Annotated in this window: 18 protein-coding genes and 1 riboswitch; of the genes, 7 read left to right on the plus strand and 11 right to left on the minus strand. The window is 44.3% G+C overall.

Features of this window, described 5'->3' with window-relative positions; genetic code table 11:
- Positions 1-50: 50 nt before the first annotated feature.
- The 3 genes from rpoD to rpsU all read right to left on the minus strand — a co-directional run bounded on the left by rpoD (position 51) and on the right by rpsU (position 4,152).
- Positions 51-1,958 (minus strand): RNA polymerase sigma factor RpoD, encoded by a 1,908-nt coding sequence (rpoD, locus tag PSF11_RS10135; protein ID WP_120752680.1) that lies wholly within the window; start codon positions 1,956-1,958, stop codon positions 51-53.
- 117 nt (positions 1,959-2,075) lie between these two features.
- Positions 2,076-3,821, minus strand: a complete 1,746-nt coding sequence (dnaG, locus tag PSF11_RS10140; RefSeq protein ID WP_004925191.1) for a DNA primase — start codon at positions 3,819-3,821, stop codon at positions 2,076-2,078.
- 115 nt (positions 3,822-3,936) lie between these two features.
- A complete protein-coding gene (gene rpsU, locus PSF11_RS10145; RefSeq protein WP_001144069.1) occupies positions 3,937-4,152 on the minus strand; it encodes a 30S ribosomal protein S21 in 216 nt (71 codons plus the stop codon).
- A 326-nt stretch (positions 4,153-4,478) separates the two neighbouring features.
- Here rpsU and tsaD point away from each other — a divergent pair, with 326 nt between their 5' ends.
- Entirely contained in the window at positions 4,479-5,507 is a 1,029-nt protein-coding gene (tsaD, locus tag PSF11_RS10150) for a tRNA (adenosine(37)-N6)-threonylcarbamoyltransferase complex transferase subunit TsaD (RefSeq protein WP_004925183.1), read from the plus strand.
- Positions 5,508-5,614: 107 nt separating this feature from the next.
- On the opposite strand, the gene PSF11_RS10155 is transcribed toward tsaD, so the two are convergent.
- Together PSF11_RS10155 and plsY are read right to left on the minus strand one after the other, a co-directional pair.
- A complete protein-coding gene (locus PSF11_RS10155; protein ID WP_040132438.1) occupies positions 5,615-7,147 on the minus strand; it encodes a methyl-accepting chemotaxis protein in 1,533 nt (510 codons plus the stop codon).
- A 199-nt stretch (positions 7,148-7,346) separates the two neighbouring features.
- Positions 7,347-8,003 (minus strand): glycerol-3-phosphate 1-O-acyltransferase PlsY, encoded by a 657-nt coding sequence (gene plsY, locus PSF11_RS10160; RefSeq protein ID WP_014657630.1) that lies wholly within the window; start codon positions 8,001-8,003, stop codon positions 7,347-7,349.
- A 114-nt stretch (positions 8,004-8,117) separates the two neighbouring features.
- Between plsY and folB the strand changes: the two genes are divergently transcribed.
- Entirely contained in the window at positions 8,118-8,477 is a 360-nt protein-coding gene (folB, locus tag PSF11_RS10165) for a bifunctional dihydroneopterin aldolase/7,8-dihydroneopterin epimerase (protein WP_004925173.1), read from the plus strand.
- 44 nt (positions 8,478-8,521) lie between these two features.
- On the opposite strand, the gene PSF11_RS10170 is transcribed toward folB, so the two are convergent.
- Entirely contained in the window at positions 8,522-9,766 is a 1,245-nt protein-coding gene (locus tag PSF11_RS10170; RefSeq protein ID WP_272682789.1) for a multifunctional CCA addition/repair protein, read from the minus strand.
- A gap of 9 nt (positions 9,767-9,775) precedes the next feature.
- The gene (locus PSF11_RS10175; RefSeq protein ID WP_014657632.1) at positions 9,776-10,393 is read right to left on the minus strand and encodes a TIGR04211 family SH3 domain-containing protein; all 618 of its coding nucleotides are present in this window, start codon (positions 10,391-10,393) and stop codon (positions 9,776-9,778) included.
- Between the two features lie 391 nt (positions 10,394-10,784).
- On the opposite strand from PSF11_RS10175, the gene PSF11_RS10180 reads away from it, so the two are divergent.
- The 3 genes from PSF11_RS10180 to hldE all read left to right on the plus strand — a co-directional run bounded on the left by PSF11_RS10180 (position 10,785) and on the right by hldE (position 16,120).
- Positions 10,785-11,747, plus strand: a complete 963-nt coding sequence (locus tag PSF11_RS10180) for a CYTH domain-containing protein (protein ID WP_004925160.1) — start codon at positions 10,785-10,787, stop codon at positions 11,745-11,747.
- Between the two features lie 9 nt (positions 11,748-11,756).
- Entirely contained in the window at positions 11,757-14,618 is a 2,862-nt protein-coding gene (glnE, locus tag PSF11_RS10185; protein ID WP_053109743.1) for a bifunctional [glutamate--ammonia ligase]-adenylyl-L-tyrosine phosphorylase/[glutamate--ammonia-ligase] adenylyltransferase, read from the plus strand.
- Between the two features lie 71 nt (positions 14,619-14,689).
- A complete protein-coding gene (gene hldE, locus PSF11_RS10190; protein ID WP_004925155.1) occupies positions 14,690-16,120 on the plus strand; it encodes a bifunctional D-glycero-beta-D-manno-heptose-7-phosphate kinase/D-glycero-beta-D-manno-heptose 1-phosphate adenylyltransferase HldE in 1,431 nt (476 codons plus the stop codon).
- A 94-nt stretch (positions 16,121-16,214) separates the two neighbouring features.
- Here the strand turns inward: hldE and ubiK are convergent, their stop codons facing one another.
- A complete protein-coding gene (gene ubiK, locus PSF11_RS10195; RefSeq protein WP_004925153.1) occupies positions 16,215-16,499 on the minus strand; it encodes a ubiquinone biosynthesis accessory factor UbiK in 285 nt (94 codons plus the stop codon).
- 281 nt (positions 16,500-16,780) lie between these two features.
- A riboswitch (FMN riboswitch) is annotated at positions 16,781-16,931 on the plus strand.
- Positions 16,932-17,087: 156 nt separating this feature from the next.
- Here ubiK and ribB point away from each other — a divergent pair.
- Both ribB and ygiD read left to right on the plus strand, forming a co-directional pair.
- Positions 17,088-17,741, plus strand: coding sequence for a 3,4-dihydroxy-2-butanone-4-phosphate synthase (gene ribB / locus PSF11_RS10200; protein WP_072502819.1), 654 nt, complete (start codon positions 17,088-17,090; stop codon positions 17,739-17,741).
- Between the two features lie 165 nt (positions 17,742-17,906).
- Positions 17,907-18,695 carry a 4,5-DOPA dioxygenase extradiol gene (gene ygiD / locus PSF11_RS10205; protein WP_014657634.1) on the plus strand — a complete coding sequence of 263 codons (789 nt, stop codon included), beginning with the start codon at positions 17,907-17,909 and terminating at the stop codon, positions 18,693-18,695.
- A 106-nt stretch (positions 18,696-18,801) separates the two neighbouring features.
- Here the strand turns inward: ygiD and PSF11_RS10210 are convergent, their stop codons facing one another.
- The 3 genes from PSF11_RS10210 to PSF11_RS10220 all read right to left on the minus strand — a co-directional run bounded on the left by PSF11_RS10210 (position 18,802) and on the right by PSF11_RS10220 (position 21,360).
- Positions 18,802-19,962: a glutathionylspermidine synthase family protein gene (locus PSF11_RS10210; protein WP_072502820.1), complete on the minus strand. Its 1,161-nt coding sequence runs from the start codon at positions 19,960-19,962 to the stop codon at positions 18,802-18,804.
- A gap of 6 nt (positions 19,963-19,968) precedes the next feature.
- The gene (locus tag PSF11_RS10215) at positions 19,969-20,667 is read right to left on the minus strand and encodes a DUF1190 family protein (protein ID WP_004925139.1); all 699 of its coding nucleotides are present in this window, start codon (positions 20,665-20,667) and stop codon (positions 19,969-19,971) included.
- Between the two features lie 489 nt (positions 20,668-21,156).
- Complete coding sequence (locus PSF11_RS10220; protein WP_127891330.1) at positions 21,157-21,360, minus strand: hypothetical protein; 204 nt, start codon at positions 21,358-21,360, stop codon at positions 21,157-21,159.
- Positions 21,361-21,449: the final 89 nt, after the last annotated feature.

The raw sequence follows: 21,449 nt of genomic DNA on the forward strand, positions 1-21,449 counted from the left end.
AATTAGGCGAATAAAAAAACACCTGCCGAAGCAGGTGTTTAAAGACTGAATTATTCGTCAAGGAAGCTACGTAGAACTTCTGAGCGGCTTGGATGACGCAATTTACGCAGTGCTTTTGCTTCGATCTGACGGATACGCTCACGGGTAACATCGAACTGTTTACCCACTTCTTCTAGCGTGTGGTCAGTGTTCATATCGATACCAAAACGCATACGCAGTACTTTTGCTTCACGTGCAGTCAAGCCAGCTAATACTTCATGAGTTGCCGAACGTAGACTTTCTGAAGTTGCTGAGTCTAATGGCAGTTCTAAAGTATTATCTTCAATGAAATCGCCGAGATGTGAATCTTCATCATCACCAATTGGCGTCTCCATAGAGATAGGCTCTTTAGCTATTTTCAGTACCTTACGGATCTTATCTTCCGGCATCATCATGCGTTCCGCTAACTCTTCTGGTGAAGGTTCACGGCCCATTTCCTGTAGCATCTGACGAGAGATACGGTTCAATTTATTGATGGTTTCAATCATGTGAACAGGAATACGGATGGTACGAGCCTGATCTGCGATAGAACGCGTAATTGCCTGACGGATCCACCAAGTTGCATAGGTCGAGAATTTATAACCACGGCGATATTCAAACTTATCAACCGCTTTCATCAGACCGATATTCCCTTCTTGGATCAAGTCAAGGAACTGCAAACCACGGTTGGTATATTTTTTCGCGATCGAAATAACCAGACGTAAGTTCGCTTCAACCATCTCTTTTTTCGCACGGCGAGCTTTGGCTTCACCAATAGACATGCGACGGTTGATATCTTTCACCTGCTCAATAGTCAGGCCTGTTTCTTCTTCAATTTGACGTAATCTTTGCAGACAACGCAAAATCTCTTCTTCAACTTCAACCAGCTTTTCACACCAAGGCTTGTTCATCGCTTTGGCGGCTGTTAGCCAAGTTTCACTGGTTTCATTACCGCTAAATAGCGTGATGAAGTTTTTCTTAGGCATTTTGCACTGTTCAACACACAGTTTCATGATGGTACGCTCTTGAAGGCGAACGCGATCCATCATTTCACGCATGTTATTGACCAGATAGTCAAATTGTTTTGGCACTAAGCGGAACTGTTTGAAGACTTCAGAAAGCTCTTCAATCGCTTGTGCGGTTTGTGCATTGTTACGACCAAATTGCTTAATGTGCTGACGTGTTTTTTCGTATTGCGCGCGCAATTCGCTGAATTTTTCACGGGCTAGTTCAGGATCGATGCTGTTATCATCATCGCTATCGCTGTCATCGCCGTCTTCATCATCTTCGTCTTCATCGTCGTCTTTATCTAACTCTTCTTGTGGAAGTTCAGAGCCAACGTGTGTTGCAGTTGGTGCGAGATCTTCCTCAGCGTTAGGGTCGACGAAACCGGTGATCAGGTCGGATAAACGGCTTTCGCCTGCCTCGACGTGATCATACTGTTCAAGGAGATAAGTGATGGCTTCAGGGTACTCTGCAACAGAGCATTGAACTTGGTTTATGCCATCTTCAATACGTTTTGCGATGTCGATCTCACCCTCACGGGTTAAGAGTTCGACCGTTCCCATTTCACGCATATACATGCGCACAGGGTCTGTAGTACGACCAATTTCACTTTCAACACTGGATAGAACTTGTGCTGCAGCTTCTGCCGCATCTTCATCCGTGTCGGATGTGGTTTCAGCCAGTATCAAATCATCGGCGTCAGGTGCTTCTTCCATGACCTGGATGCCCATGTCATTAATCATCTGGATGATATCTTCAATCTGATCTGAATCGACGATATCTTCCGGCAGATGGTCGTTGACCTCAGCATAGGTTAAGTAACCTTGCTCTTTACCCTTGGTTACGAGTAGCTTAAGCTGCGACTGCGGGTTTTGCTCCATAAGACGGTATCCACACTTCTGAGTATTTAGATTGGTGTCGGTCGGCGAAACAATCGGCCAACAAGAACATTCAAAGGGGATTTTTATTATTACGCTACGCCCCTTTAAAATCGTAGCATTTTACAGGCATTTGCCTTTAGTAAATCGGCACTTAAGCCGTTTGGTATTCAGTTATGTCTTCACACGTGAAAGCGTGATTAGGCGGACTTCTGCGCGCTCTTCTGGGGTCAGCCCTTCAGTTCGTTCTTTGGCTATCAAGTAGTCAAAACGCTCGTCAAGCGCGCTATTAAATAGATGGTTTAAAGCATCTTTAAATGTCTTTTCCGCTATCTCCTCTATTTCTATATCGTTCCAAGTTGCCAGTTTTTCAAGTTGACTCGCGAATTTATTGTCACGATACAGCTCAAGCAACTGCCCAGTCGTCATACCAGGGGTGGAACGGCAAACATCAACCAATTCCTGAAATAGAGAAAGCCCCGGCATTTGGATATGGGCTATCCCCTCTAGCGAGGGAACGAATTCCGAAAAACTCGGATTCTGTACCAACAACGCGATTAAAATACGCATTGTGGTTGGTTTTAATTTCGGTGCTTGGTAATTTACCGGTTCTGCATTCTCTCTATCAATCATAGCAAGAACCTGAGAAATATCCGGTATACCAATAAAATTTCCTAGCTCTTGAGCCATATATAGGCGCAATGTTTCACCAGGTATTTGTTTTATCAAAGGGATGGCGAGCTTACTAAATTTTGCTCGTCCTTCCTGTGTTTTTAAGTCAACTTGTGGCACGAGTGAATCAAATAGAAATGACGATAATGTTTGTGCGTCATTCATTCGTAATTCAAATGCTTCTTTACCTTCTTTGCGAACTAAAGAATCAGGGTCTTCGCCATCAGGTAAAAACATAAACCGTAATTGACGACCATCGGTCAAATAGGGCAATGCATTTTCAAGGGCTCGCCAAGCTGCCTCTCTCCCAGCACGGTCGCCGTCATAACAGCAAATAACCGTATCTGTTGAACGATAGAGCAACTGAATATGTTCAGAGGTTGTTGAGGTTCCAAGTGAGGCAACCGCATAACGGATACCGTATTGTGCCAATGCAACAACGTCCATATAGCCTTCAACAACCAGTAATTTATCAAGTTCACTGTTGTGTTGCGTTGCTTCATAGAGGCCAAATAGCTGCCGGCCTTTATGGAAAATATCGGTTTCCGGTGAGTTTAGGTATTTCGGTAATGCGTCACCTAAAACACGCCCACCAAAAGCGATAACACGCCCACGACGATCTCGAATGGGGAACATTACCCGTTCCCTGAAACGGTCATAGGTACGGCCACTATCATTCGTCACTAACATACCTGCATCATCAAGCTGTTTGCGACTTTCTGGGTTTACGGCAAATTTTTTGAGCAGGTTGTCCCATCCGACAGGGGCAAAACCTATCGAGAAATGCTCAATAACGTCAGCCGATAAACCACGTTGGCTTAAATAATCTTTGGCTTTACTTGCCGATGGATGATTTAAGGCAGCGTGGTAAAAATGGTTTATTTTCTCCATCAACTGATACAGATTTTGCCGTTGATGAAGTTCAATTTGGCTTGTGCCAGTTCCCGTTTCATAAGGAACATCAAGGCCATGTAAGGCGGATAATTCTTCGATGGCTTCAACAAAATCGAGTTTGTCGTAATTCATCAAGAAATCGATCGCATTACCATGTGCACCACAGCCAAAGCAGTAATAAAACTGCCTTTCACTGTTCACCGTGAAAGATGGTGTTTTTTCGTTATGGAACGGACAGCACGCGTGATGATTTTTACCCTGTTTCTTTAACGGGACTTTTGCATCGACTAAATCGATGATGTCGGTTCTCGCTAACAAATCATTGATAAATGAACGCGGGATTCGTCCAGCCATAAGCCTCTTTTCGCCTGTTGATGAACGATAATAAGCCGCGCTTCCCTCAGGAAAGCACGGCCTTTAACTGCTTACTAATACTGCCTGTGATGATTGCGGTGGTTACCGCGACCAATTAGTACAGGCGAGTACGGCGTGCGTTTTCGCGAGCCAGTTTCTTAGCGTGACGCTTAACAGCAGATGCTTTAGCGCGTTTACGCTCAGTCGTTGGTTTTTCATAGAATTCACGACGACGAACTTCAGCTAAGACTCCTGCTTTTTCGCAGGAACGTTTGAAACGACGTAATGCAACGTCGAATGGCTCGTTTTCACGTACTTTAATTACCGGCATGTGCCTCTCACCTCAATAGAAATCGGGTTGTTGCTGGCTTTATTCCACCAGCCGTCATTTAAAATGGTGCGGAATTTTACTTCAATGAGTACGGGTTTGTAAAGTGCCGTATAAAATTGAAACACACAAGATTACCATTTCGTTGTTTTTTTGATGAAAAAAACAGCGAGTTTAGGTAATAATGAAAATTAGCCACACGAAATTTATTACAGGGCACTGATTATAGACTATACAACAGGAAAAGTCAGCCTTTTGGCATCATAAATTATACGATAGCCTGAATTTAATGATAGACTTTGGCTCATGCAACAAACAAGGGTAGTGCAATGCGCGTTTTAGGTATCGAAACATCCTGCGATGAAACCGGGATCGCAATCTACGATGATAAGGCCGGTCTATTAGCTAATCAATTATATAGCCAAATAAAAGTTCATGCTGACTACGGTGGCGTGGTTCCTGAATTGGCCTCTCGCGATCATATTCGCAAAACGGTTCCACTCATTCAGGCCGCGCTTAAACAAGCCAATCTTACGAGTGCCGATATTGATGCGGTCGCTTATACAGCGGGGCCGGGGCTTGTAGGCGCTTTAATGGTTGGTGCCACCGTGGGACGTTCGCTAGCCTTTGCATGGGGCGTTCCTGCTGTTGCTGTTCATCATATGGAAGGGCACTTACTAGCACCGATGCTGGAGGAAAAAAGCCCTGAGTTTCCATTCGTTGCTTTATTAGTGTCAGGGGGGCATACCCAGCTAATTAGTGTGACTGGTATTGGTGAATATGAATTACTCGGTGAGTCTATTGATGATGCCGCGGGTGAAGCATTTGATAAAACAGCAAAACTACTCGGGTTAGATTATCCGGGGGGGCCAGTGTTATCGCGTATGGCACAACAAGGCACAGAAGGTCGTTTTGTTTTCCCTCGACCAATGACCGACCGACCAGGGCTTGATTTTAGCTTTTCAGGGCTGAAAACCTTTGCCGCTAATACCATTCGGGAAAATGCGGATGATGAGCAAACTCGCGCAGATATTGCACGCGCTTTCGAAGATGCCGTAGTGGATACATTAGCCATAAAATGCAAGCGTGCACTTGAACAAACCGGTTTTAAACGCCTAGTTATGGCGGGGGGAGTGAGTGCCAATCGTACACTACGCGCTAAAATGGAAGAGGTGCTAAAGCAGCGTGGGGGGGAGGTGTTTTATGCACGCCCAGAGTTCTGTACTGATAATGGTGCGATGATTGCATTAGCGGGGCTGATCCGCTTAAAAGGCGGCGCGACAACAGGCTTAGGCGTTACAGTGCGCCCGCGTTGGCCATTAGCGGAGCTTCCACCATTAGTCGAAACTCGCGAATAGTATCGAAAGTGTGATTAGCGCGGCGGCCCATTTATTGTCAATTGAGTCGCCGCTAATTTATTGTCTCCCGATATCTCGTTTTCTTTTTTAGATCCAGAAACGGTGATTTAGTGCAAAATAGTTATCGCATCATCCAATCTTATCGCATGTTTTTTGACGACCTCAGAGGCATTAGCACTTTGTTCGACTAACACGGTATTTTTCTGGGCGATGGATTCGAGTTCAAAGACGGCCTGTGTGATTTCAGTGAGTCCGGCTGCTTGTTCGGAAGTTGCGTTGCTGATATGGCTGATCAGTTGGGTGACATCCTGTACTTGCTTGACCACTTCTTGCAATGTATCTCCCGTGGTGTGTACGTGCAATTTGCCTGAATGTACTTTGTTTTCACAGTCATCAATAAGGTCACGAATATCGTTTACGGCGCTCGCACTTCGGCTGGCAAGGCTACGCACTTCATCTGCAACAACCGCAAAACCTTTTCCTTGCTCTCCTGCTCGAGCTGCTTCAACAGCGGCATTAAGGGCCAATATATTGGTTTGAAAAGCGATCGTTTTAATCACATCGGTAATAGCGTTGATTTTATTCGTACTGTGAACAATTTCATCCATGGTTTGGACAACATTTTTCATGGCTTCCGCGGCATGAATTGCGGTTTCACTTGTCTGACTAGAGAGTTTATCCGCCTGTATTGTATTATCTGCGTTCATTTGTACGGACACTGACATTTGATTCATCGCCGCTACCGTTTGTTGCACATAGCCCACTGTTTTTTGGGTATGCTGTTCTAGTTCATCACAATCGTTAACTAATAGTTCACTCTCGTTGTGCACATTACTGATTTGGTAAGACACGTCGTTGGTTAACCACCGGCACACTAATCCGAGTTGACCAATAGATCGTAATATCATCCCAATTTCATCAACACGATGAAGATGGCTGATACTGTGGCGCTCGCCTCTTGCCACATCAAGGGCTTGTCTAGCAACATTTTCGATAGGCTTCGCCACCATACGTTCAAGTAAAACGTTGCTAGCGGATAAGGTGATTAAGGTGAGAACGGTTGCGTGAAGAAAAGACAAGCCTTGTAGGCCCGAGAGTGCAGCAACGCTTATCCAACCCGTAAATAATAGGATCATCAGTAATCGAATACGCCAACGTATCGACAGCGCAGGGTATTGTCCAAACCAGTGCTTTGCTAACACGAGGCCTTTATGTAATTTATGAGGGGGGCGCCCTTGGTTTAATGCCCGATAGAGCGGCTCAGCACTGGCGATTTCTTCTCGTGAGGCTTTTGTTCGAATCGACATATAACCCGTGATAACACCTTCTCTCATCATTGGGCAAATATTGGCTCTAACCCAATAGTGATCACCGTTTTTACGGCGATTTTTTACAATACCAGTCCATGGCTCCCCCTTTTTTAAGGTACTCCACATGTCCGCAAAGGCTGCTTTAGGCATATCAGGGTGGCGAATGATGTTATGAGGTTGGTTCATCAGTTCCAAGAGTGAATAACCACTTACTTTAATAAAGTCATCGTTTGCGTGAGTGATATTGCCATCCAAATCACTCGTGGTCATCAGTGTGGTATCGTCTTCTAATTGATATTCGTTTTGTGTAATAAAGGGAATGCTCGTCATAAATACACCATTATAATTGTTGAGTTTCTCAATGGTATATTTCGACTTATTTCAAATTATCATTAGGCATTATTTATAATAATTTGATGTTTATCTGATTTTTACCCGCAATATCACTTAAGTTTGGTACAGAGTTTGGATAGGAGTAGGTCAATTATGTTGAAAGCATAAAAAAGGCTGTTATGACAGCCTCTTAATATTAATCTTCTTGTTCCTGCTCTTTTGCTTCTTGAGCGATTTCTTTCGGGGTTTTTTGTTTCTTATTTTTGAGCTTTTGCCAAATACGGCTTTCTTGCCCGCGCCATAAACGTTGAATATTACCATGATGGCGCACTAAGACGAGGCAGGAGAGCATCGCCACAGGGAAGGTGAACTCGGGCTTAAACCACCAAACATAGAATGGGGCAAGTAGTGCACCGATAATGGCACCTAATGAAGAGTAGCCGCTAAGAAGTACCGTGAGTAACCAAGTGCCCGCAATTAAGCCAGAAAGATCCCAGCCGATAGCGGCGATAGAGCCAAATGCCGTTGCGACACCTTTCCCGCCTTTAAAACGGAAGAAAACGGGGTAAATATGTCCCAGACAAGCTGCAATCGCGACAAAGCCAAGATAGAATGGAGGAACTTTTAGATAATAAGCCAACCAAACCGGGATCATCCCCTTTAGGACGTCACAAATGAGCACTGCGGCTGCGGCTAATTTACCGCCGACGCGCAAGACGTTGGTTGCTCCAGGGTTACCTGAGCCGTGTTGACGAGGGTCGGGCAATCTTGCCAATCGGCAGATCAGTATAGCACTTGAAACTGAGCCACAAAGGTAGGCAAAGATTATCATGCCAAGCGCGGTTGCACTCATAGCAAACTCCAAAACAGTTGGGGTATATATACACAATTTATTTCACTCATTGGATAATACGCATATTTTCCATGAAGTGGTATCAATTCAGCACATAAACGAGAAAATGACGTGATGGATATCGTATTTATTGAACAATTATCAGTCATCACCACCATTGGTGTATATGACTGGGAACAAAAAATTGAGCAGAAACTCGTGCTCGATATCGAAATGGGATGGGATAACAAACGAGCATCAAGGAGCGATAATGTCACCGATTGTCTCGATTACGCGCAAATTAGCCAAGCCATTATGGATCATGTCAGTAAAAACAAATTTGGCTTAGTAGAACGTGTCGCGGAAGAAGTCGCTCAACTTCTATTAGGTCATTTTTGTTGCCCTTGGGTACGCATTAAAGTTGCTAAGCCAGGCGCAGTTGTGCGGGCGAAAAGTGTGGGGGTTATTATTGAAAGAGGCACTAGACCCGCTTAAAACTGAAAAGAAAGATAGGGCGGTGTATCGCCGCCAACTATCGGTTAGGCATTAATAGGTAACAGTGTTTGCTGTTGCAGCCACTGTTCAATCTGTTCAATGCGTTGGCGAGTCAGCTCTTCTCGGATTTTGGGACCTTGAAACCCTTGCTCAACAATAGGCTTAACGCTAACCGTTTGGGCAACATGAAAAGCTTGGCGAAAAAACTCCGCTTGTGGATACGCTTGCTGTTCAAAGCCAGCGCGACCACGCGCATCAGCTTCACTAATCACCCCCAATTGGGCTATTCGCTCAGGTTTACGCCAACTGTCTAATCCATCAAATAATTGAACCAGCTCTTGGGCTGTTAATCGATTTATGACATGAATTTTATCATGGAAACGAGCGGTTAGGCGTGCAAGCTCCCTCGCGCTATTAGGAATTTTTAAGCGATCACACAAGTTATCGATTAGGGCAATGCCAGCTTCGCCATGATGAGGATGGCTAGGCCAGATAGTTTTGGGAGTGAGTGCCTTACCGACATCGTGGCACAGTGCAGAGAAGCGAATATCAACATCAGTGGAAAGTTGGGCGGCCATACGTAACACCATTAGGGTGTGTATCCCCGTATCAATTTCTGGGTGCCATTTGGCAGGAGCTGGCACGCCAAACAAATTATCGATTTCGGGAAATAGCACGGCAAGGGCCCCACATTGACGGAGTACCTCAAAGTAGACCTGCGGTGATTTGGACTTCAAGGCTTTTTCGGTTTCTGCCCAAACACGTTCAGCGGTTAGATGAGTAAGTTCACCAGATGCCGTCATGGTTTGCATTAACGATAGGGTTTCGGGGGCAATATGAAAACCTTGTTCAGCGTAACGAGCGGCAAAACGCGCTACGCGTAAAACGCGTAGTGGATCCTCAGCAAATGCCTCAGACACATGACGTAAGACTCTCGCCTTTAAGTCATCGACCCCATTATAGGGATCGGTCAACTGTCCTTGGTCATCTTTAGCGATGGCATTGATAGTGAGATCACGGCGTAGAAGATCATCTTCAATGGTCACGTCTGGGGCGGAATAGCAACTGAATCCAGTATACCCTGCGCCTGTTTTGCGCTCAGTTCTTGCTAGAGCGTACTCTTCATGGGTTTGAGGGTGAAGAAATACCGGGAAGTCTTTCCCCACTTGCTGGAAACCTTGGGCCAACATCGTTTCAGGTGTTGACCCTACCACCACATAGTCTCTATCTGAGACCGGAAGGCCAAGCAGTTCATCTCGTACCGCTCCACCGACCAGATATACTTTCATCATTAATTTTTAGCTCATCCAACGATCATTACGTTTTTTACGGCGCGGAATAATATGCGGCAGGATCAAACCAAAAATAAGCCCAGCCCCCGCAACGCCACCACCATACATAAACCATTGTAATATGAGTTCACGACGACGGTCATCAAGGTTAACTTCCGCAATTTCTAATTTCTTGCCAGACTTAATAAGCTCATTTTTCAATTTTTCATTTTCGGCTTTCAATTGGTTGACGATTTTATCGTTATCGGCAACACGCTGTTGCATATCCGCCGTGCGTGTATTCCACGTATTATCAATATTTTCGAGTTGCTGACGTAATTTTTGATTTTCGGCTTCTAACTCAGGAATACGTATTTTCATACTCGGTGTGTCACTGAGTTGGTTTTCTGGAAGCCATACTGTACGCCCACGTTCGTCTTTGACTTGAGCGAAATTACCATCCGTTGAGATAAGCTCAACACTTTCACCCGCATTGAGTGTGCCAACAATCCGATATTTTGTTCCTGGCCCACTATGCACATAAGTTGATAAGTCATCAGAAATATAACGTTTTTCAGCGGCAACGGTGCTGACTGATAGGCTTAGCCCCATGATTGAAAGGAGTAATAATGGTATTTTTCGCATAGTATTTACTTTCTATTATTTATGGTGAATGAATGCGGCATATGTGTAGACATACTCTAGATCATTCGAGTTGCGGCTAGACGGTGAGTGAGCGAAATAGATAGCGATGCCATTCGCGCGGATGACTTAGTCAACAAAAACTCAGCGTGTTGCGACAACTTGAAGTACGACGAGTACAAATACTAAAGAGTTAAGTGTGCGTGTGCAAATGTAAAACCAGAATGGGAACTATCCTAACTCACTATATAGCGTATAATTCCTTGCATTTCTTGACATAAACACCTGAAATAAATTGAGAGCATAGAATTTTTGGTTTCTTTGCGCTTTGTTTTCTCACTCGGCGCTGATTGGGGTAATATAATTGCAGAGAAATTATCAATTAAGGAAATGTATGAGCCACCTAGAAGTTGAACTGAAATTGGCTGCTCAAACCACGGCAATTGAGCCAGTACGCCAATTTTTATCGACACTTTCCCACCAACATACTGAACCAAAGAAACTGACTAATATCTATTTCGATACTGAAACACGCCAACTGCGCCAATGGGATATGGGATTGCGTATTCGCGGTTGTGATGGTCGTTATGAAATGACCATTAAAACGGCAGGACAAGTGATTGGCGGATTGCATCAACGTCCTGAATATAATGTTGATATTGATGCACCAGAGCTCAATTTACCCGCTTTTCCCGTCGAAATTTGGCCAGAAGGCACCGATGTCCAGCAATTACAGTCACAATTACAGATCCTTTTTAGTACTAATTTTACCCGTGAAAAATGGCTAGTGACATTTGAAGACAGTGAAATCGAAATTGTTTTCGATCAGGGGGAAATTTCTGCTGGCTCCCGAGATCTTCCTATTCAAGAATTTGAATTAGAACTTAAAAAAGGTTTCGTTGCAGATGTACTGAATTTAGCGAAAAAGCTAGCCGACATTGATGGTTTGCGCCTCTCTTCCACCAGTAAAGCTGCAAGAGGCTATTCATTGATGCAAACAGAGCGCGCGCCATTGCAACAGCCAGAAACGGTGTTTGATTATGAGCAACAGCCCATAGAACAAGCATTGATGCATATGCAGCAGCTAAGCCAACAGCATGAAGCCTATTGGCTAGCCGATGAGGCGGGTGCCCGTGAAGGGCTTGATGTCTTTTTACGCTTTGTCCAAGCGTTTTTGGTGCATTATCGCAACTCTGCCCCCCAGTTTGTGCAGGATATTCCTTTAGAGCAGCTTCGCGCGGATCTTGCCGATGATAAACTGAGTGCAGAAACCTTTTGCTACAGCAGCCGCTGGTTAAAATGTAAATTGGCTTTCACGCAGTGGTTAATTGCCTTGAAATATACTGATATTCATTAAGGTGTTGATATGCATCCTTTTCCTGAGTTGCTACACAGCCAACGAGAGCGGGTTATCGCACGTTTGGCCGATCATGGAAGTGAATTACTGCCTCTGAGTGATGAAGAAGCCATCGTACTAAGTTTTAGTGACTTTGTGTTAAAGCAGGTTTTAGCGCATTCACGTTTTTTGCAGCAGATCCGTGAGCAACGACCTAGCCCTAGCGAATGGCAACATTATGAGCAGTGGCTTGGAAAGGATTTGGAATCGGTGGTAGATGAAGATCATTTGATGCGAGTATTGCGGACATTTCGCCATCAAATGCTAGTCAGAGCCGCTTGGATGCAAGCCTTAAAGATCAGTTCGGAAAAAGAAACCTTACAGCAACTGAGTCATTTAGCGGAAACCGTGATCGTTGCCGCAAGAGATTGGTTATATCAGCAATATAGTCAATCGTGGGGAACGCCTTGTGATAGCGAAGGTAACCCACAGCCATTACTGGTTCTTGGGATGGGGAAATTGGGTGGTGGAGAGCTTAATTTTTCCTCTGATATCGATTTGATTTTTGCCTATCCCGAAAATGGCGTAACACGCGGTGGACGCAAAGAGCTAGATAACGCGCAATTTTTTACCCGTCTAGGACAAAAGTTGATCCGCGTCCTCGATCAAGTCACGGTTGAGGGCTTTGTCTATCGTGTCGATATGCGTTTACGCCCATTTGGTGACAGTGGGCCTTTGGTGTTCAGTTTCTCTGCTTTAGAGGATTATTATCAAGAGCAAGGGCGAGATTGGGAACGTTATGCAATGGTTAAAGCACGTATTATGGGGCCAGATAGCCTACATTATGCAGATACATTGCGTCAGTTACTACGTCCCTTCGTCTATCGCCGTTATATCGATTTTAGTGTTATTCAATCGCTACGTAATATGAAAAATATGATTGAGCGAGAGGTTCGCCGTCGGGGGCTGGTCGATAATATTAAACTTGGGGCTGGTGGCATTCGAGAAATTGAATTTATCACTCAAGTTTTTCAGTTGATCCGTGGCGGCCGCGAACCGGCACTGCAATCACAATCATTACTGCTAGCCATGAAAGGTATTCGAGAGCTTGAACTGCTTCCTGCCGAGCAAGTCGAACTGCTACAAGAGAATTATCTCTTTTTACGGCGGGTGGAAAATTTATTGCAAAGTATTGATGACCAGCAAACCCAGACTCTACCAGATGATGCTCTCAATCAAGCCCGTTTAGCTTGGGGGATGGGCTTTGAACACTGGCAGGCTTTTTATCAAGAACTCATGCAGAAAATGGCGATGGTTCATCATATTTTTACTGAACAAATTGGTCAGGATGATGAAGAAGAGCGTCAAGATAGCTTCGATGAGATCTATATCACCTTGTGGCAAGGAGAGCTTACTAAAGAGGAGTTAGCCCCTTACTTGCCTTCTCAGGACGAGGAAGTTGCCCAGAAAATCATTCATGGCATTTTGATGTTTCGTCACGACCTCAATAAACGCACGATAGGGCCGCGTGGGCGAGATGTTCTTGATGAATTAATGCCTAAATTATTGGCAAAAGTGGGAGAGCGGGCGGATGCAGGGCAAGTTGTTGAACGTCTAACACCACTTTTATTAAGCATAGTTAGCCGAACAACCTATTTAGAGTTGATGCTTGAATTTGATGAAGTATTGACTCACGTTATTCGCTTATGTGCCGCATCCCCAATGATTGCGGAGCAGCTTGCCCGCCACCCATTATTGCTTGATGAGCTACTCGATCCGAAGTCCCTTTACCAACCTCTACCTTTAACCGCATATCGTGATGAATTGCGTCAATATTTAATGCGAGTGCCTGAAGAAGATGAAGAGCAACAGCTAGAGGCATTAAGGCAATTTAAACAAGCACAATTATTGCGTATTGCTGCGGAAGATATTACGGGCGTCTTGCCAGTGATGAAAGTCAGTGATCATTTAACCTATTTGGCTGAAGCGATCATTGATGCCGTTGTTCATCAAGCATGGCAAAAAATGGTGAAACGCTACGGTGAGCCAGCACATCTTGCTCAATTAGATGAAAAACAATATGGTTTTGCGGTATTGGGATATGGGAAATTAGGCGGCTGGGAGCTTGGCTACAGTTCCGATTTGGATTTGGTGTTTCTATTCGATTGCCCTATCGGGGTTGTCACGAATGGTGAGCGTTCAATAGACGCAAGGCAATTTTATTTACGTGTTGCACAGCGTATTATTCATCTATTTAGTACCCGTACAGCCTCTGGGGTACTGTATGAAGTGGATGCCCGTTTAAGGCCATCAGGGGAGTCTGGTATGTTAGTCAGTACCATTGAAGCCTTTGATGATTATCAAAAAAATGAAGCATGGACATGGGAACATCAGGCATTGATCCGAGCTAGAATGGTATTTGGCGATGCTAGATTACAACAAGAGTTTAATCGTATTCGCCATGAAACCTTATGTACTCCACAAGATGCAGAAACATTACGTCAGCAAGTACGTGATATGCGGTTGAAAATGCATCAACACTTAGGGAGCCATCAAAGTAACCTATTTGATTTGAAAGCTGATCCGGGTGGCATTACCGATATTGAATTTATCGCACAATACCTTGTTTTACGCTACGCACCTGAAAACCCATCGTTAACTCGTTGGTCTGATAATGTCCGTATCTTTGAACTTATGGCTCAACATGCGTTGATGCCTGAAAATGAAGCCAATGCTTTAACTCAGGCGTATGTGACTATGCGTGATGAATTACATCATCTTGCTTTGCAATCATTGCCAAGTAGAGTGGATATCAGCCAGTTTGTCGTTGAGCGTGAACAGGTTTTAGCGAGTTGGGAAAAATGGCTAGGGGCGGTCGAATCGCATCATTAACGCGGCCTATTGCTTTGTGATAATATCGCGTTAATTAATTACAGCTTCCTTTTGAAAACTGGAGTTTTGGGATGAAAGTAACACTCCCTGATTATAAACAAGCAGGTGTACTTGTTGTTGGTGATGTCATGTTAGACCGCTATTGGCATGGCCCAGCGAGTCGTATCTCACCAGAAGCACCGGTGCCGGTGGTTAAAGTCAATATGGTTGAAGAGCGTCCTGGTGGTGCTGCTAACGTAGCCATGAATATTGCTTCATTAGGCGCCAACTCTCGCCTTGTTGGCTTGACGGGAATTGACGATGCGGCAAAAGCACTCACTGAAAGTTTGAATGCTGTAAAAGTACGTTGTGACTTTGTGGCAATCCCAACTCATCCCACGATTACGAAATTACGGGTGTTGTCACGTAATCAACAACTGATCCGCCTTGATTTTGAAGAAGGCTTTGAAAATATTGATGTTCAACCTTTGCTAGAACGTATTGAACAAGCCTTGCCACATATTGGTGCATTGGTATTGTCAGATTATGCTAAAGGGGCATTATCGCAAGTACAAAAAATGATTGCCTTGGCAAACAAAGCCGGCGTGCCTGTTCTGATTGATCCGAAAGGGAGTGATTTTGAACGCTACCGTGGGGCGACGTTGCTGACACCAAATATGTCTGAGTTTGAAGCCATTGTCGGTCGTTGCCGTGATAACCAAGATGTTGAAGAGAAGGGGATGAATTTATTGAAATCCCTCGATTTAACAGCGTTATTGATCACACGATCTGAGCAAGGGATGAGCCTGATCCGCCGTGATGAGCCACCGCTACATTTACCGACAGAAGCGCAAGAAGTTTATGATGTAACAGGGGCGGGGGATACGGTTATTGGCGTATTGGCGGCCTCTATTGCTTCAGGTCGCCCTCTGCATGAGGCATGTGCGTTAGCTAACGCTGCGGCAGGTGTGGTCGTTGGAAAATTGGGGACTTCAACCGTTTCCCCTATCGAGTTAGAGAATGCGATCCGCGGCCGTGCCGATAACGGTTTTGGTGTGATGGATGAAAAGCAGCTAAAACAGGCTGTGGCAAACGCGAGGTTGCGTGGCGAACGTGTGGTGATGACAAATGGTTGTTTTGATATTCTGCATGCAGGCCATGTTTCGTACCTTGCTAATGCTCGTAAGCTAGGGGATAGGCTAATCGTCGCCGTAAATAGTGATGCTTCGACGCGCCGCCTTAAAGGGGAAACTCGCCCCGTCAATCCGCTGGAGCAGCGTATGATTGTGCTAGGAGCGTTGGAATCTGTCGATTGGGTCGTTCCTTTTGAAGAAGACACGCCACAACGTTTAATTAGTGAAGTGCTACCTGATGTTCTGGTGAAAGGGGGAGATTATCGCCCTGAAGAGATAGCTGGGAGCGAGGAAGTTTGGGCTGCGGGTGGTGAGGTTAAAGTACTGAACTTTGAAGATGGTATTTCAACGACGAATATCATTAAAAATATTATGAAAACCAGCAAATAAGCTACAAACATACCGTTGATAAGGCCTGTGATAGATGTGGCACAGGTCTTATCAAAATTCGTCGTATAGCGCTACCGCCTAGGGGAGCAAGAAATTATTCTTGTTCAGATGGCTTCTCTTCAAGCGCTTTTGGTTCACCAAAACGCTCTTCTAATGCTTTCACTCGTTGTTCCATTTGCGCTAACTTTTCGCGTGTACGCAATAACACTTGGGTTTGAATATCAAACTCTTCGCGGCTTACAAGGTCAAGTTTACTGAGTTGCGACTGAAGCAGTGAACGTAGTTTCTTATCAAAATCTTCACCCAAATCACGGACGCCTTTTGGTAAAGCACCTTGAATTTGGCGGGCTACTTGTTCAATTTTTTTCGGATCGAGCATTCGCGGGTCCTTAAGTTTTAAAAGATCAATTTGCCGATAGTGTAATACTAGAATGCTTTGTAATAAAGCCCATATGCACCTTGTGCAGCAAGTTGAGGTAAAGGTGTGCAAGATAGGCCTGTCTTCCTCAATTGCTGATCCTCACTTAAGCGTATCTAATGTGTGACTTGAATGAATAACGCTTCGTTTTTTATTGATTTTTTTTGACAGAAAATGTGAGTTAGCCGTTAATTTTGGGTTTGCCCGTTGCACGTTGTAATTATTGGCGTTATATTGAATGCGCTTATCTCAGGGCGGGGTGGAAGTCCCCACCGGCGGTAACATGCCTAGGCATGAAGCCCGCGAGCGCTTTATCATTTGTTAGGGTAAAGGTCAGCAGATCCAGTGTGAATCTGGAGCCGACGGTTATAGTCCGGATGGGAGAGAATAACGGTATTAGCATTATTGTGCTATCGAAGCACTGTATTGCTTTTCATATCTGAATTGGCAGAGCGCACACTCGTGGCTGTTTTGTTTATTCAGTTCTCATACTCCTAAGACTGCCCTGATTCTGGTAACTAATAAATTATTACTTAAGAGGTTTTTACCATGAATCAGACGCTACTTTCCGAATTCGGTAATCCAATCGAACGTGTTGAACGTGCCATTGCAGCATTGCGCCAAGGCCAAGGTGTGCTTGTGCTCGATGATGAAGATCGTGAAAATGAAGGCGACCTTGTTTTTGCCGCAGAAACAATGACGCCAGAACAAATGGCCATGACGATCCGCTATAGTAGCGGGATTGTGTGCCTGTGCATTACGGAAGAACGCCGTAAACAGCTTGAATTGCCTATGATGGTGCAAAATAATACCAGCCAAAACAATACTGCTTTTACGGTAACGATTGAGGCAGCTAAAGGGGTAACGACGGGCGTTTCAGCAGCAGACCGCATCACAACAATCCGTGCTGCCATTGCTGATAATGCAACGCCGCCAGATCTACATCATCCAGGACATGTGTTCCCGCTGCGTGGTCGTGATGGCGGGGTTCTGACTCGTCGTGGTCATACAGAGGCGAGCATTGATTTAGCGACACTAGCTGGGTTTAAACCCGCGGGAGTGTTGTGCGAATTGACTAACGATGATGGCACAATGGCTCGCGCACCGGACGTCGTTGCTTTTGCTAAAGAACATGGTATGACCGTTTTAACAATTGAAGATCTGGTTGCATACCGTTTGCAGATGGAAAAGAAAGCGAGCTAAGCAAACAGAGAGTTAGACATTTAGCATCGAATTTTAAGCCACAAAGTTGCACACCTTTGTGGCTTATTCAATTTATTTGACGAAGATGCTCAGCACCATCTACTGTGATTTATTATTAAACTGCGTATGCTGAGATAATAATGTGTAAGATGGAGCATGAAACTCATGTCAGCGAACAAAATGCCAGCGGTTTTTATTGGCCATGGCAGCCCAATGAATGCGATATCAGATAACCAATATACTCAGGCATGGGCAGCTCTTGGGCAGTCGCTGCCTAAACCCAAAGCTATCTTGATGATCTCGGCACATTGGTATACTCGAGGAACCGCCGTCACCGCGATGGCTCAGCCAAGAACCATTCATGATTTTGGCGGCTTTCCTGAACCTTTGTATCAAATGCAATATCCAGCATCAGGCTCCCCTGAACTAGCTCAGCAAGTCGCCGATTTATTAGCGCCATTACCAGTCTATTTAGATAAAAGTGAATGGGGGCTAGATCACGGTGCATGGGAGATCCTCGTTCGTATGTATCCTCAAGCAGATATTCCAGTCGTTCAATTGAGTATTGATGGAACAAAACCTGCGGCTTGGCACTTAGAAGTGGGGCGTAAGCTGGCCTCATTAAGAGAGCAGGGAGTGATGATTATGGCTAGTGGGAATGTGGTGCATAATCTGAGGGAAATGAATTGGCAAAATGCGAATGTTGAGGCGTACCCTTGGGCGCGTTCGTTTGAGCAATTTGTGATTGAGCACCTAACAAGCAAGCAGTTACCTCACCCTTTGACAGAGGCTCTTATACGGGAAGATGGGAGGCGTTCTAACCCTTCACCGGAGCATTTTTTACCTTTGTTGTATGTGATTGGTAGCTGGGATGGTAAAGAAGCAATATCTACCCCGACAGAAGGGATTGTATCAGGCTCTTTGAGCATGCTATCGGTGCAAGTAGGTGAATAACAGGCTAGGAAAGGTAAACAAAAATGACTTTCCCGCGTTGAAGGTAAATTTACTGCCTTGTGTTTTTAGTGGAAGAAAACGGCATGGTTAACATGCCGTTTGTCTATCAGTCAATAATGACATGAGGATAGAAGCGAGAGAGGTCTTGAGTGATAAGCTCTTTGTCTTCGCGAATACAGATACCCGCAGGTTGATCATTCACTAACCAACTTCCTACTAATGTATAGTTACCTTCAAATTGAGGTAGCGGATGGAACTGCTGGATGATCATGCCTTCTTCGCCATATGGACCATCTGCTGAGGCAATCTCTTGGCCTTTTTCAATCACACGAATATTCGCCCCTTCGCGAGAAAATAGTGGTTTGATCACATAACTTTCAAGCTCTGGTTTTTCGCCATCAGCAAAGTAAGCTGGCAACAAATTAGGATGATTTGGGAACATTTCCCATAACATTGGTAGCAGTGCTTTATTCGAAATAATGCTCTTCCAAGCTGGCTCTAACCAACGTACACCGGCATCTTCCAATTTGGTAGAAAAAATTTCTCTGAGCATAAATTCCCACGGATACAGTTTAAACAGATTACTAATGATCTGATCCTGTGTATCTGTGAATTCACCTCTTTCACCTAAGCCAATTTCATCCATATAAAGGAATTCAGTTGCGACACCTGCTTCATGAGCACAATCTTGTAGGTACTGAACAGTGCCACGATCTTCATCGGTATCACGGCAGCACGCCATATGCAGCAGACGGAAACCATGTTGATCTTTAAGCTGAGTGAAACGTTCGATCAACTGCTCTTGAATACTGTTAAATTGATCGGCGTTTTCTGGTAGTTTCCCTGCATTGATCTGATCTTCCAACCAAATCCACTGGAAAAAGGCTGACTCATAGAGCGATGTCGGTGTATCAGCATTATTCTCTAGTAGCTTAGGAGGGTTAACTCCATCGTAGGCCAGATCAAGGCGTGAATAGAGCGAAGGTTGGCTCGTCTTCCACGATTGGCGTACAAACTCCCAACAGTGTTTTGGGATTTGAAAGCGCGCAAGTAACTCATCACTTTCAATAACCCGTTCAACCACTTTTAAACACATTTGGTGTAATTCAGCAGTGGCATCTTCAATTTCTTCAATTTGCGCCATTGAGAATTGATAGTAAGCGTCTTCAGACCAGTATGGCTCGCCATACATGGTATGAAAACCGAAGCCAAATTCAGCTGCTTTTTCGCGCCAATCAGGGCGCTCAATAATTGGTACTCGTTTCATTACTTATCAACCACCCATTGAACGGGAAGATGAAGAAGATTTAGACGAGGAAGATTTCTGTGCCATCGCTTGCTTATTCACCGTGTCGCCAAAGCCACCACGAGTGATGGTGGAAGTGGTTGGTGGCTTAGGTGCCATTGCTGTTTTTGGTACGCTGATTGAACGTCCACCTGCAACAGCAGGACCATAGCTTTTACCTGTAGCATCGACAAATTTGCCATTAGCTGGGCTAGCTGGGTTTTTAGAGCTAAAAAGTGGTTGTGAAGGTGCACTACCGCCCATCATTCGACCCATCATGTAACCCATCATCAATGGCATCCACATGCTACCAGAGCTACTTTGTGCTTGAGCTGTTTGTTCACCATTACCTGCGGTACTTGAGAAACTAGCCTGTGCAGGTGCTTGAGTACACATTGCTTCGCCAAATTCGGCGATACAATCTTCTTTCGTTGCATATTTAGGGGCTGTTTTTGCCGCTTCTTGTAATGCGTTGTTGTAGGCTAAAGTACATTGTTCAGCTTGAGAAGGATTAGCTTGGCTACAATCCTGCGCATTGGTATACAGAGAAACAGTCTCATCGCTTTCTTCACAAGCGGAGAGCATAAATACAGCACTAACGGCAATAGCAACAGGTGCTAAGCGATATGAACGCCAAGACTTACGAAATGCGTCTTGATTAATATGCTTGGTACGCTTCATGGTCATGGTAATTACCCTGAATTAAGAGTGAGTAAGAGGTTAGTTTTGTTGACTCTAGGATAGGGGAAATACGTTGAAAATTAAAGCAGAAATGCTAATGAAATGCGATTAAATAATAAATTTTGCAAATTCCTCGTCAGAATTAATACGCAAGAGAAGTTATTTTAGAAAAAGTATAACTATTTTTGTTTTATTTCAATAAATTATATTTTGTTGGTTTTTTGATTTATTACCTAATGTTTCTCATCAGAGTTGGCTGATTTTGCACAAAGAAATAATCAATAAAGTCTGGTTGCACTCTTTTAGATAGCAAAAACGATATTTATACGAATTTCTACTATTACTACATGATGTTTTAGGCTTTTTATAAAATCAAAAACCCTGTTTTATGGTGATTATTCACTAAATAAAAGGGCTTTATCAGTTAAAGATACTTTGCTTGCTAAATAATGGGTGGTTTAAATTCATAAACACACCCATGCACATTAGTCCCAATTATGGTCTTGGTGGAATTTTAGATTTATGTTTTCTTGGGGCTTTTTTCTTTTTTGGCGGTGGTGTTGGCTTTTTATTTTTATGTGCTTTAACTGGTGATGCTGAAATTTTTGCCTCAGTATGATGAGAGCGTGGGGATGCTTGTGCACCCATAGTTGGCAGTATAAGCGTCGTGCATAATGCAAGAAGAATAAATCTCTTCATAATATTTCCATCTGTTATCTATCAATTAAGGAGCCCGTTTTATATCACTCCCTAATTATTGAGAAAAATGGCTTTGCATTCACTGACGC

Source organism: Providencia sp. PROV119 (assembly GCF_028482435.1).
GTDB classification, from domain to species: Bacteria; Pseudomonadota; Gammaproteobacteria; order Enterobacterales; family Enterobacteriaceae; genus Providencia; species Providencia stuartii.